Source organism: Sphingomonas sp. G-3-2-10, assembly GCF_012927115.1.
Lineage (GTDB): Bacteria > Pseudomonadota > Alphaproteobacteria > Sphingomonadales > Sphingomonadaceae > Sphingomonas.
Genome location: NZ_JABBFY010000001.1, coordinates 1197053 through 1210130 on the forward strand (window position 1 = coordinate 1197053; position 13078 = coordinate 1210130).

At 66.0% G+C, this 13078-nt stretch carries 12 protein-coding genes; 3 read left to right on the forward strand and 9 right to left on the reverse strand.

The window, feature by feature from the left end; translation table 11 throughout:
* Positions 1–68: 68 nt before the first annotated feature.
* The gene (locus HHL13_RS06030; protein WP_169554816.1) at positions 69–1730 is read left to right on the forward strand and encodes a hypothetical protein; all 1662 of its coding nucleotides are present in this window, start codon (positions 69–71) and stop codon (positions 1728–1730) included.
* Here HHL13_RS06030 and HHL13_RS06035 read toward each other — a convergent pair.
* Positions 1690–2940, reverse strand: a complete 1251-nt coding sequence (locus HHL13_RS06035) for a Xaa-Pro peptidase family protein (RefSeq protein WP_169554817.1) — start codon at positions 2938–2940, stop codon at positions 1690–1692. The two genes, HHL13_RS06030 and HHL13_RS06035, sit on opposite strands and share 41 nt — an antisense overlap.
* A 91-nt stretch (positions 2941–3031) precedes the next feature.
* Here HHL13_RS06035 and HHL13_RS06040 point away from each other — a divergent pair, with 91 nt between their 5' ends.
* A complete protein-coding gene (locus HHL13_RS06040; protein ID WP_169554818.1) occupies positions 3032–4363 on the forward strand; it encodes a dicarboxylate/amino acid:cation symporter in 1332 nt (443 codons plus the stop codon).
* A 96-nt stretch (positions 4364–4459) separates the two neighbouring features.
* On the opposite strand, the gene HHL13_RS06045 is transcribed toward HHL13_RS06040, so the two are convergent.
* The 5 genes from HHL13_RS06045 to HHL13_RS06065 form a co-directional block, all read right to left on the reverse strand.
* Positions 4460–5086, reverse strand: a complete 627-nt coding sequence (locus tag HHL13_RS06045; protein ID WP_169554819.1) for a glutathione S-transferase — start codon at positions 5084–5086, stop codon at positions 4460–4462.
* 294 nt (positions 5087–5380) lie between these two features.
* A complete protein-coding gene (gene recA, locus HHL13_RS06050; RefSeq protein ID WP_169554820.1) occupies positions 5381–6469 on the reverse strand; it encodes a recombinase RecA in 1089 nt (362 codons plus the stop codon).
* A gap of 149 nt (positions 6470–6618) precedes the next feature.
* Positions 6619–7392, reverse strand: a complete 774-nt coding sequence (locus HHL13_RS06055) for a TSUP family transporter (protein WP_169554821.1) — start codon at positions 7390–7392, stop codon at positions 6619–6621.
* Between the two features lie 60 nt (positions 7393–7452).
* Positions 7453–7836, reverse strand: coding sequence for a hypothetical protein (locus HHL13_RS06060; protein ID WP_169554822.1), 384 nt, complete (start codon positions 7834–7836; stop codon positions 7453–7455).
* Positions 7837–7838: 2 nt separating this feature from the next.
* Complete coding sequence (locus tag HHL13_RS06065; RefSeq protein WP_169554823.1) at positions 7839–8561, reverse strand: polysaccharide deacetylase family protein; 723 nt, start codon at positions 8559–8561, stop codon at positions 7839–7841.
* 94 nt (positions 8562–8655) lie between these two features.
* Between HHL13_RS06065 and HHL13_RS06070 the strand changes: the two genes are divergently transcribed.
* The gene (locus HHL13_RS06070) at positions 8656–9561 is read left to right on the forward strand and encodes a CPBP family intramembrane glutamic endopeptidase (protein WP_169554824.1); all 906 of its coding nucleotides are present in this window, start codon (positions 8656–8658) and stop codon (positions 9559–9561) included.
* Between the two features lie 132 nt (positions 9562–9693).
* Here HHL13_RS06070 and HHL13_RS06075 read toward each other — a convergent pair whose 3' ends face one another.
* From HHL13_RS06075 to HHL13_RS06085, 3 genes are read right to left on the reverse strand one after another with little or no spacing between them, the layout of a single operon-like run.
* Positions 9694–10047: a response regulator gene (locus HHL13_RS06075; RefSeq protein WP_169554825.1), complete on the reverse strand. Its 354-nt coding sequence runs from the start codon at positions 10045–10047 to the stop codon at positions 9694–9696.
* 37 nt (positions 10048–10084) lie between these two features.
* Complete coding sequence (locus HHL13_RS06080) at positions 10085–12475, reverse strand: response regulator (protein WP_169554826.1); 2391 nt, start codon at positions 12473–12475, stop codon at positions 10085–10087.
* Between the two features lie 51 nt (positions 12476–12526).
* Complete coding sequence (locus HHL13_RS06085; protein ID WP_169554827.1) at positions 12527–12799, reverse strand: hypothetical protein; 273 nt, start codon at positions 12797–12799, stop codon at positions 12527–12529.
* Between the last annotated feature and the right edge of the window lie 279 nt (positions 12800–13078).

Genomic DNA, 13078 nt, shown 5'->3' on the forward strand with positions numbered 1-13078 from the left:
ACAAGCGGCGGGGTGGCTCCAATGCATTCATGCAGCTATCGTTGCAATCCGGCCACGGGGGACATTGCATGCGCAGCAACTGGTTGATCGCACCGACACTCTTGCTGCTGACCAGCGCCGCGCCGCCGCCTGCCGCCGAGCCGCTGGACCTTACCGGCCTCATCCAGATTTGCGGCCCCGGCGAGGCCGCCCCGTCCGAACCCGACAAGACCGTGCTGCTCACGGGCTACGGTCAGGGCGGCTTCGCGATCCGCACGGCGAAGCCCGAGGCGCAGGCATTTTTCGACAATGGCGTCCAGCTGGGCCACGCCTTTGCGCATAAGGCGTCGATCGCGGCGTTCGAGGAAGCCCGGCAACAGGATCCCAGTTGCGCGATGTGCGCATGGGGCGAGGCATGGTCGAAGGGGCCGACGCTCAACTATGGCGTCGACGAAAAGCAAGCCGCCGAACTGGCGAAGACCGCGCTGGAAGCGCAGCGTCTGGCCGAAGGCGCGCCCGCGCTGGAGCGCGAACTGATCGCGGCGATGGTGAAGCGCTATCCGGGCAGCAAGGTCGATCACAAGGGCTATGCCGATGCGATGGATGCGCTGGCCAAGGCCAATCCGCAGAATGATTCGCTCGCGGTGCTGGCGGCGGAAGCGTGGATGATTGCCTCGGAAGACCCGTTCAAGGTGCCCGCGACCTATTGGGAGCGCCCGGTAGCGCTGCTCGAAATGGTGCTGAAGCGCACGCCCGATTACGCCCCCGCCATCCATTTCTACATCCACGCCACCGAGTTCGCCGGCTATCCTGCTCGCGCCGAAGTCTTTGCCGACCGGCTGGAGGGGGTCGCACCGGCGGCGAGCCACCTCGTCCATATGCCGTCGCACACTTATTACTGGATCGGCCGCTATGCCGATGCCGCGACGTCGAACCTGCGCGCGGTGCAGATCGGAATCGAGAATGCGAAGCGGCTGAAACTGCCCGAGCCGGATGGCGTCTGGACCCTCGCCTATCATGGCCACAATGTCCATTTCGGCCTTGGCGGCGCGCTGATGTCCGGCGATGCGACGACCGGGCTCGCGCTGGCCCGGCCGATGATCGAAATGTCGAAGCGCAGCAAGACGAAACTGGGCAATTTCCAACAGCTGGTGCTGGGCCAGGCTTTCGTCGCCGTGGCCAGGTTCGCGCCGGTCGAAGAGATGCTGGCGATACCCGAACCGAGCGACCAGAACGCCACGGCGCAGGCGCTGTGGCACTATGCGCGCGGCGAGGCGCTGGCGCGCAAGGGCGATGCGAAGGCGGTCCGCGCCGAAGCCCGGGCGATGCCGCGCCGGCTGGCAGGCGACACGAGCGGGATCGCGACATTGGTATTCCGGATCAGCCGCGACGTGCTGGAAGGGCGTGCGGCGATGATCGAGGGGCGCCATGACCGAGCGGTGAAGCTGTTCACGCGGGCGGCCGCGATCGAGGAAGTCGCGCCGATCAAATTCTACTCCGATCCGCCGGTCTGGTGGTATCCGATCCGCCGCGACATCGCCGCCGCCCTGCTCGCAAAGGGCGACGCGACCGGGGCGGTTCGGGAAGCGACCGCATCGCTGGCGCTGCGGCCCAACGATCCGGTCGCGCTGGAGATTCGCAGCAGGGCGCAGGCGAAACTGGGCAATACCGACGCATCACAACGTGACCTGCGGCAGGCTCGAGCTGCGCTCAGCCCATCGGCCGTTCGATCGAGGAAGGCGGCGGGCTGAACCATTTGGGGCCGGCTTCGGTCATGTGGAAGCAATCCTCCAGACGGATGCCGAAGCTGCCCGGAATGTAGATGCCAGGTTCGTTCGAGAAGCACATGCCCGGCGCGAGCAACGTCTTCTCGCCGCGCACCAGATTGACCGGTTCGTGCCCGTCCATGCCGATGCCGTGTCCGGTGCGATGCGACAGGCCAGGCAGCTTGTAGTCGGGGCCATAGCCGAGCGACGTGTAATAGCCGCGCACCGCGTCATCGACGGTGCCCGCGGGGACGCCGAGCTTTGCCGCGTCGAACGCGATCTGCTGGCCGCGGCGCATCTGGTCCCACACCTTGCGCTGCTCGGCACTGGCCTCGCCGAACACAAAGCTGCGCGAGACGTCGGACTGATAGCCGTGGACGGCGCTGCCGCAATCCATCAGCACGACCTCGCCCTTCACTACCTTTTGCGGCTTGCCCGACCCATGCGGATAGGCCGCCGCTTCGCCGAGCAGGATCAGGTTGAATTCGACTTCGCCGCCCAGCTTCCGCGTCGCCGCGCTCATTAATGCGCCGATATCCTGCGGCGTCATGCCCGCGTCGATCCGCGGGTAGGTCCAGCGATAGGCGGCGATGGTCACGTCGGTAGCAAGCTGCATCAGCGCGATCTCCGGCGCGGTCTTGATCATCCGGCAGCCGCGCACGACGGGATTGGCCGACACGAGGCGCGTCGCGGGCAGCACCTTGCGCAGCCCGTCGACCGCGAAGAAGCGCACCGTCTCCTCGATCCCGATCGGGCGCGCGGTGAGCTTACGGTCGCGCAGGAAGCCCGCGACTATCGTCAGCGGGTCCTCATGCTCCTGCCACACGCGGATCTCGGCCGGGATCCCCAGCGATTCGCGGACGGACGGTTCCTCGAAAAAGGGTGTGACGATGCACGGATCGCCTTCCACCGGCAGGATTGCAGCGGTCAGCCGCTCGCTGCGCCACCAGCGGACCCCGGTGAAGTAGATCAGCGACGAGCCGGGTTCGATCAGCACCGCGCCGATGCCGCGGGCCTTCATCAGCGCCTGCGCGCGGGCGATGCGGGCGCGGCGTTCCTCCGGACCGATCGGGGTCGCGCCTTTGGTCAGATCGGCCAGCTCGGACAGATCGGGCTCAGCGGCGCGGAGCAGACCGGGCGTGGCGAGCAGCGGGATCGCGCCAGCGGCGGCGAGCAGGGAGCGGCGGTCGAGCATGGGGTCCTCCAGCGCAAAGTGATACGGTCCTTGACCCGGCGGCAACAATCCCCTTCCTTGCGCGGCAATATTCGATTTGGGGGATTCCCGCGTGGGCAAGCGACTTACCTGGTTCATCATAGCCGGCCTGATTCTGGGCGGGCTGCTCGGCTATGGCCTGAACATCACCTACGCACCTCAAGGCGATGCCGGGAAAGCGGTCCTCGATGGCGCGGCCTATTATCTCGACATTCCGACCCAGATGTTCCTGCATCTGATCAAGATGATCATCGCCCCGCTGGTCGTTTCCACGCTCGTCGTCGGCATCGCGCATATGGGCGGCGGCACTGCGATCGGCCGCGTCGGCGGCAAGGCGTTCCTGTGGTTCGTCACCGCCAGCCTCGTGTCGCTGTCGCTCGGCCTGATCCTCGTCAACATCCTCCAGCCCGGCGTGGGCGTGAACCTGCCCCTGCCCGACGTGGCGGCATCGAGCGGCGTCGATCGTTCGGGCTTCGATGTCGCGAAGTTCTTCATCCACATCGTGCCGACCTCGGCGCTGGATGCGATGGCGAAGAACGACATCCTCCAGATCGTGGTTTTCTCGCTGTTCTTCGGCGTCGGCCTCGCCGCCGTGGGCGAGAAGGGCGCGCCGATCGTGCGCGGGATGGAAGCACTGGTTCAGGTGATGCTGACCGTCACCGGCTATGTCATGATGTTCGCGCCGATCGCGGTGTTCTGCGCCGTTGCGCGGACGCTGGCGACCAAGGGCGTCGAAGTGATCGGCCAGCTCGCCTATTTCATGGGCAGTTTCTATATCGGCCTCGCCATCCTGTGGGCGGTGCTGCTGGGCGCCTGCTTCCTCGTGATCGGGGCGCGGACGGGACAGCTGTTCCGCTACCTGCGCGATCCGATCCTGCTCGGCTTCTCGACCGCATCGTCCGAAGCCGCCTATCCGCGCACGCTCGATGCGCTCGACCGGTTCGGCGTGCCGCCCAAGATCGCCAGCTTCGTGCTGCCGCTGGGCTATTCGTTCAACCTCGACGGCTCGATGATGTACATGACCTTCGCGTCGATCTTCATCGCGCAGGCCTATGGCATCCATCTCGACTGGCCGACGATGATCTCGATGCTGCTGATCCTGATGGTGACCAGCAAGGGCATTGCCGGGGTGCCGCGCGCCAGCCTGGTCGTCATCACCGGCACGCTGGCGCATTTCGACATTCCGGAAGCCGGCATCCTGCTGATCCTCGCGGTCGATCACTTCCTCGATATGGGCCGCACTGCGACCAACGTGGTAGGCAATGCGGTCGCCAGCGTAGTGGTCGCGCGCTGGGAGGGGCAGCTCGATCCGCCGCAGGAAGCTGAGCTGACGGTCGCCACTGCGGGCACGCCGCAGGGCACCGCGGATGCCGACAGCTTCGAGGATTACGGCGCAAAGTCGTAACCGCTCGTTTCCTTCAAAAGTTCAAAGAGCCGGTGGCCGCGAGGCTGCCGGCTCTTTTGATTGAAGCGGCGAGAATCCTACATTGCAAGTGCCGGATCAGGCGTAGGCGTAGGGGCCGCCTTTCGCGAGCGCGGCCTGATAGGCGGGGCGGGCGTGGATGGTCTTGAGCCACTTCGCGATGTGCGGGCGGCCCTGCGTCGCGCCGGCGCGGGCGACGGCGGCTTCGAGGGGGAAGCTCATCATCACGTCGGCGGCGGTGAACGCATCGCCCGCGAACCAGTCGCGAGTGGCGAGTTCGGATTCGAGCCAGTCGAGATGGACATCGATCATCGGCTGGATCCGCTTCTGCGCAGCCTTGCCGAAGATCGGGACGCGCGTGAGCACCAGCTTCACCAGCAAGGGCGGCATCAGCGACCCCTCGGCATAGTGCATGAAGTGGCGGTAACGCAGCGCATCCTCGCGGTGCGCGGGGGAGCCGAGGCGGCCATCGGCCTTTTCGACGAGATATTCGACGATCGCCGCGGTCTCGGCGATGGTGTGTTCGCCGTCGGTGATGACCGGCGACTTGCCGAGCGGATGGACGCGGCGAAGCTCGGGCGGGGCGAGCATGGTCTGCCTGTTCCGCTCGTAGCGGATCACTTCATAGGGCAACCCCAGTTCCTCGAGCAGCCAGAGGATACGCTGCGACCGGGAGTTTTCGAGGTGGTGGACGGTGATGGTCATGGGCCGGATCCTCTCGCCTGTTTGGCGCAGCGTAGAGAGATTGATTGTCGCCTCAAGCGTTTCCGCTGACGGATAAGGTCACCCTCACCCTTCCGCCGATTACGTCGGCTCCCTCGCTCTCCCAAGGGGGAGAGGGATTTGACGCCGGAAAGGTCCGGCGCGAGGCAACGCGCCGGACCTCCCGATGGGACTGGCCCGTGACCGCTGCGCGGGCGCATCAAGCGCCGGAGCGGCCGAATTGGTTGACACGGTTGACACCAATATAGGGAAAAACGCTTCCCCGGCGTCAGGCCGTCAGAGATCGTCTTCGCTGCCCTCGGCATCCGGCTCGGGGCCGGCCATCATTTCCTCGGCGACCTTTTCGGTGCGCGCGCGGATGGCGGTTTCGAGGCGGGTGCAGACGTCGGGATTTTCCTTGAGAAACGTCTTCGAATTCTCGCGGCCCTGACCGATGCGGATGCTGTCGTAGCTGAACCATGCGCCCGACTTCTCGACCAGTCCGGCCTTCACGCCGAGATCGAGAATCTCACCGATCTTCGAGACGCCTTCGCCATACATGATGTCGAATTCGACCTGCTTGAACGGCGGGGCGACCTTGTTCTTCACCACCTTCACGCGGGTGGTGTTGCCGATGATATCGTCGCGGTCCTTGATCTGGCCGGTGCGGCGGATGTCGAGACGGACCGATGCGTAGAATTTCAGCGCATTGCCGCCGGTCGTGGTTTCCGGGTTGCCGTACATCACGCCGATCTTCATGCGCAGCTGGTTGATGAAGATCACCATGCAGCGCGAGCGGCTGATCGAACCGGTGAGCTTGCGCAGCGACTGCGACATCAGGCGGGCCTGAAGGCCGACATGGCTGTCGCCCATCTCGCCTTCGATTTCGGCGCGGGGCACGAGCGCGGCGACTGAATCGACCACCAGCACGTCGATCGCGTTCGAGCGGACGAGCGTGTCGACGATCTCGAGCGCCTGCTCGCCGGTGTCGGGCTGCGACACGATCAGTTCGTCGATATTGACGCCCAGCTTCTTGGCATAGACCGGATCGAGCGCATGTTCCGCGTCGACAAAGGCAGCGGTGCCGCCGGTCTTCTGCGCTTCGGCGATAACGTGGAGCGCAAGCGTGGTCTTGCCCGAGCTTTCCGGACCATAGACTTCGATCACGCGACCGCGCGGCAGGCCGCCGACGCCGAGCGCGATGTCGAGACCGAGCGAGCCGGTCGAGATCGCCTCGACCTGCATCGTCTCCTTCGAGCCGAGGCGCATTGCCGAGCCCTTGCCGAAGGCGCGATCGATCTGCGCCAGTGCGGCGTCGAGCGCCTTCTGCTTTTCGCTGGTGGGGGGTGCCATTTTGTTATCGATGACCTTCAGGGATGCCGCCATTTTCGATGCCCTCGCCACTAGAAGATGTCCACCACTCGTTTACTGTTGGACGCTTCGTATCGCCTTTGTTCTCAAAGAACAAGAGCGGAACAACGAAAATGGAACAAAAAGTGCCCGCAGCGGCCTGGAGACGCAAACAATCCGTTAAATCAGAATAGATTACGGATCGGACTGGCGGGGTCGGCAAGCAGCTTCACGGTGAGCGCAACCGACATGACGACCAGCAAAGGCCGCACCCCGCGCCCGCCGAAACGGATCGCGAGCCGCGCGCCGAGCTGGTTTCCGACGATGTTGGCCGCGGCCATCGACAGGCCGACGACCCACAACACCTTGCCACCCGCGATCATCGCCAGCAGCCCCGCGACATTGGTCGCGAGATTGAGGAACTTGGCGTTGGCGATGGCGCGGACCAGCCCGAGCCCGCCCAGCGCGACCATCGCGGTGATCAGGAACGAACCCGCGCCGGGGCCGAAAAAGCCGTCATAGAAACCGATGCCGCTGACGACGAACGTGATCCCGATGGTTCCAAGTCGGGCGTGGCGATCGCTCTCGTGCATCGGCGGGGCGAGCAGGAAATACAGACCCATCATGATCAGCAGCACGGGGACGAGACCCGCGAGGATCGACGGATTCACATGCTGGACCGTCGTGCCACCCGCGACCGAGCCGAGGAACGCCCCCGCTGCCGGGATCGCAAAGCGGCGCAGCTCGATATGACCCGCGCGGTGGAAGGCGAGGAAGGACGAGGCGGTGCCGATGCTGCTCTGAAGCTTGTTGGTCGCCAGCGCGGAGACCGGCGGCACGCCGACAGCCATCAGCGCGGGAATGGTCAGCAGGCCGCCACCGCCCGCCATTGCGTCGATCGTGCCCGCGACGACGGCGACGGCCATGAGGAGAGCGATCAGTTCGAAGGTGAGGTCCATTGCGGGCGCGATAGGCCCGAGCGGCGTGGAGGGACAGCCCCTAACGGGCGTGGCTTCGTCTCAAAGACAGCCGGCCTCGCGCACCGTGGCGCTGGCAGCTTCGATCCGGCCCGCACTGCCGACGGACCATGCGATATCGACCATTTCGTTACAGGGCAGGCCCTTGATCCGGCGCCTCGCCGTTCGCGCGGCCGGATCGATCACGAAGGCATTGGCCTGGAGCCAACGGAGGAGCGCCGGTTCCGGAGTGCCCCGCGCGAATTCGCGCCCGAACGCCCGCGCGGTCTCGGGGCGGTTCCATTCGGCATCGTTCAGCAGGGCCGGTCGCGATTCGGACGACGCCACCGCAGAGACGAACAGCAAGCCTTCCCTATTCGCCAATGCGACTGCCACGACGAGCGAGATCGCGATTCCGGAAACGAACAGGAATGTCGTCCTGCGCATCGTCAGCGCCCCTCATGCTTCAACAATTCCCCGACACTCACCGCGCGATAGCCCCTCACCTTCAGCCCTTCCAGGATCAGCGGCAGTGCGTCGCGGGCGACCTGATTGCCGCGATACATGACATGCATGATCACCACTGCGCCCGGGCGGATTTGCGAGAGGATGGTATCGGCATAGCGGCGCGGATCCGTCTCGGCCATCGGGTCCTCGAAGGTCCACATGATCGTGCGATAACCGGTGCGGTCGACGGCGATGGGCAGGCCGGTGAGGCGCTTGCCATAGGGCGGGCGGAAGAAGGCGGGCGCGGCGCCCTCAGCGCGGAGCAGCGCATCGGTGCGGCGGACCTCGTCCTCATAGCCGCCGGGGAACAGGCCCCACATCCGGCCATGCGTATAGCTGTGATTGCCCAGCTCGTGCCCCGCATCGAGCAGGCGGCGCGCCTGCCCCGGATTCCTCGCCAGATCGTTGCCGATCAGGAAGAAGGTTGCATGGGCATCGTGCGCGGCGAGGATCGGCAGGACCGCATCGACGCCGCCCCGGGTGGGGCCGTCGTCGAAGGTCAGTGCGACCAGCTTTTCCTGCGTGTCGACACGACAGACAGGCGTGCCGACCAGCTGCCAGCATTTCGCGCGGCTGATCTCGAACAGCGCGTAGAGGCAAGCGAGCAACAGGACGAGGACGAGCCCCGCAAGGGCCAGATGGCGGCGAGTGAGGAAGCGTGCCATGATGCGGGTCTGGCATCCCCCGCCCCGCCGCTCAAGCCAGACTGTACTTTAGTGTGTTAGTTGTGTAAATCACCTCGGACGGAGGGAGAGGTTTATGACACGCACCAACAGCGCGAGCTGGGGCCTGTTCGCGATCCTGTGGGCAGCCGCGACCGGATATCTTGCCTTAAAGGGCGCGGACTGGGTGTTCCCGTTCATCTCGCTGGGCATCTTCGGAATCGGCTGCACCGGCATCGCCTGGTGGCTGACGCGAAAGAGCGATGCGCCCGAAGTGCCGGTGGCGCGCCCCGGCGTGGAGCTGGCGGCGGTGCTGGGCTATCTGGCCGTCTATGCGCTGGCGTTCCTCGGCTGGGGCATCGGCGCGATCAGGACGCTGGCCGAGGCAGGCGCCGAGCAGGATTTGATCGTGATCGGCACCAAGCTGGTGGTGCATGTGGTGCTGCCCGCGGGCCTGTTGCTGCTGCTCGGCGCGCGGATCGCGCCCCTGTTCGACACCGGGATCGGACGGCGCGGATTCTGGCCGGTGCTGGTCGTGCTGAGCGCGATCTTCGTCGGACTGCTGGCGGTAGTCAGCCCGTCGCTGAAGCAGATCGCAGAGCTGAACGTGCCCGCGACGACATTGCTGTGGGCCGCGCCGCTTTCATGGCTGTGGGTCTCGCTGGAAGCCGGGCTATGCGAGGAATTCCTCTATCGCGCGGTGCTGCAGAGCCGGATCGCGGCCGTGCTGCGTTCACCGATGGCGGCAGTGCCGCTGGCGTCGATCGTCTTCGCGCTGGCGCATGTGCCGGGCCTGTATCTGCGCGGCGGGCCGGAGGTGGACGGCTGGGCGACCGATCTGGTGCAGGTGATCGCCTTCACCATCGCGACGCTCTCGCCGCTCAGCATCTTCTTCGGCGTGGTCTGGGCGCGGACGCGCAGCCTGTTGCTGGTGGTGCTGCTGCATGGCGCGATCGATGTGTTGCCGAACATGCCGGAATTCCTCCGGCATTTCGTGATCTAGAGCCGGATTCAGATTCGCTGCATCTTGCGGCGCCGGCCCGCTCCCCCACCCGGCCACCCATAGAATACACTGTCGTTGGGTGGCCGGGTGGGGGAGCGGGCCGGCACCGCATCCGTGTGAGCGAATCAGATTCTAACCCAGCGCGTCGAGCGCCTTTTCGACCGCGTCCATCGTGAAGGGCTTGCCCAGCACGGGGCGGTCGCGGTGCTGCTCGGCCACGCTGTCGCCGCTGCCGCCGGTCGCCAGGACGAACGGGATGCCGAGTTCGGCGAGCTTGTCGGCGATGGGCCAGCTCTGTTCGCCCGCCCGCAAATTCACGTCGAGGATCGCGGCGTCGATGCCGCCCGCCGCGATCAGATCGAGCGCGGCGGCGACCGTATCGGCGCTGCCCGCAAGCTCGCGATCGAGCATCTCGAGGAAATCCTCGAGCATCATCGCGATGAGGGGTTCGTCTTCGACGATGAGGATGCGCTGCGGGGATGCCATGACCGATGCTTCGCAGATTCGATTCCGCGCGCCAAGCCTATTTCGTTGTTAAAGCGTCCCGAGTGGCTTCCGCAAGTTGCTGAACCGAAAAGGGTTTCGGTAGGAAGGCGACATTGTCGAGGTCGATCGACTTGCGCAGCTGCTCCTCGGCATAGCCCGACATGAACAGGATCGGCAGGTCGGGATATTTCTTGCGGACGTGGCGGGCCATTGTCGGGCCGTCCATCAGCGGCATGACGACGTCCGAGACGAGCAGATCGGGCTTGTCCACGGTTTCCAGCAATTCCAGCGCAACTTCGCCATTTTCGGCGGTGATCACGGTATAGCCCTGCCGCGCGAGCGCGCGTTCGGCGATGGCGCGGACCATGTCCTCGTCCTCGACCACCAGCACGGTGCCGCTGCCCCAGGTGTCGGCGGGCTTTTCCTTCGCGGGCAAGGGCGCCTTGGCGACGGTCGCTTCGGCGGCGGTGTGGACGGGCAGGTAGATGACGAACTCGGCCCCGCCGCCGGGGATATTGTCGGCAAAGATATAGCCGCCCGACTGCTTGACGATGCCGTACACGGTCGAGAGGCCGAGGCCGGTACCCTTGCCGACTTCCTTGGTGGTGAAGAAGGGCTCGAAGATCTTGCCCAGAAGCTCGGGCGGGATGCCGGTGCCGGTGTCGGCGATGCGCAGCGCGGTATAGTCGCCGACGGGCAGGATATCGTCGTCCATCTGGCGGACCTGCGCGGCGGTGACCCCGGCGGTCTCGATCGTCACCGTGCCGCCACCATTGGGGCTCTTCGAAAGCATCGCGTCGCGGGCATTGACCGCGAGATTGACGATCACCTGCTCGAGCTGGCCGGGATCGGCGCGGACGGGGCCGAGATTGCGGCCATGATTGACTTCGAGCCGGACGGTTTCGCCCAGCAGCCGCTTGAGCAGGTTCGAGACTTCGGAGATCACGTCGGGCAACTGGAGCACCTGCGGACGGAGCGTCTGCTGGCGCGAGAAGGCGAGCAGCTGGCGGGTCAGCGACGCGGCGCGGTTGGAATTGGCGCGGATCTGCTGGATGTCGTCATAGTCGCTGTCGCCGGGCGAATGGCGCGACATCATCAGGTCGCAATGGCCGATGATCGCGGTCAGGATGTTGTTGAAATCGTGCGCGACGCCGCCGGCGAGCTGGCCGACCGCCTGCATCTTGGTCGCCTGCGCGATCTGGCGCTTTAGCTTCCCCTCCTCGCCCGAATCACGAAGGCTGATGAGAACGGCGGCATCGCCCAGCCCGCGCGCGCCGGCGATCTTGATCGCGACGCCTTCGTCGGGCGCGTCGGTGAAGCGGACCGTCATCTCCGCGGATTGGGGCGCGCCGCTGCCGAAACGGCGCACGGCGTCGGCAAGCGCGGCCTTGTCCTCGCGCACCACCAGATCGCCCGGATAGAGCGGCGGAGCGGCGGCGTTGATCCGGGCGGCGCGGACGAACGCGTCGTTCATGCTGACGAAGCGGCCGTCGCGGTCGACCAAAGCGATCCCCGAGGGCAGCAGCGCAATCAGCGAGCGGACATGCGCGCTGGCCGATGCGCCGATCGCGGGCGTGACGGCATGGCCCGGCTCCTCGTCGAGCAGCGCGACGAGCATCGGTGCGTCCTCGCCGTCGAGGAACGGGATCTGGAGGACGCGCAATGGCGTCCCGGTCAGCCCCTCGCGCTCGAAATGGACGAGGCCGCCGGTGTCGGTGACGAGCAGGCGCGCGAAATCGCGGCCCTCCACATTGGCTTCGCCATTGCCCATCGCGCGGGCGCGGAACACGCGGTTGGCCGAGCGGATGCGGCCTTCGGGCGAGACCATGACGGTCATGATCCCCGCCCCGCCCATCCGGTCGCCGGTATGGCCGGCGATCAGCGCCTCGACCTGCGCCGCGAGATCGAGCGCCTGCACGCCGATGAAGCGCCAGACCAGCGTATCCTCGCCCACCCGCGCGATCCGCGTGGCGACGGGCGCGCCGAACACGTCGATCCCCTCGAGCCGCGCTTCGCCGTCGCGCCACGCGGCGTGGCCGGCTTCGGTGAGGCGGGCATTGGCGGCGTCGCTGACCGGAAGGCCCGGCGGCGTGGGAAAGCCGGCGAAGAGAATCTCGTAGCGATCGTTCGCGCAGACGAGACGGCCCGCGCGATCGGTGACGGCAAGCGCATCGTCGCTGGCGGCGGCGAGCGCCTGCGCGACCGACCAGTCGATCGCGGCTTCGGGCGCTTCGCCCTGCTGGAACAGGCGCCGCGCCGCGAAGATCGCGCCGGCCGCGAGAATGCCGGCGGCGACGAAACCGATGGCAATGGCGCGCTCGTCGAGCGCGATCAGGATCACCGCGCCCGCGGCGAACCCGGCCAGGATCGCAGCCAATAGCGGCAGCAGCGGTCTGGGTGCGGGAGTCGGTGCCGGGAGGGTCGCCATGCTTTTCTGTGTTCCGAGCTTCGTGCCGGGTCAAGCAGTCTCGGTACGCGCTCAGAACCTGCAGATATAGTAGTGGCCGAATAGGTGGCGCGGCGGCCATGCGCAGGTGATACCATGTCGGTCGTAGGGAGGCCGGGCGATCTGGTCGGTCGCGTCGTAGATGAGGAAGGTGACTGGGCCGCCTGCGAACCCGATCGACCAATCATGGACCTCGAACCGGCCATTCTCCGCCACGAACGCAGGCCCCCATTCGCCGATACCGAAACCCATCGTCAGACCGACATGCGCGCAATCGGTGAGCCAGACGATTGGTTTGAAGAACATGATAGGCGCGAGGGTCGCCAGCACTATGGAGAGCGCGGCGTGCCGCATCCCGCGCCACCACTTCATAACGGCCCATCCGCAGAGCCCGAGGAGGGGGACAGGCCAGCCAAGGACCACGATCAAGATAAATATGGCGCCTGGCCCGCGCGGTAAGCTGCACAGAAGCAGCATGACGAAAACGCCAGCCAAGGAGGCGCACGCGGGCCAGGGCGTCAGGCGATCATGATGCGGTACATCCTCGGCTTCGGGCATGATTGCCGACACGAACCTTCTCCCCTT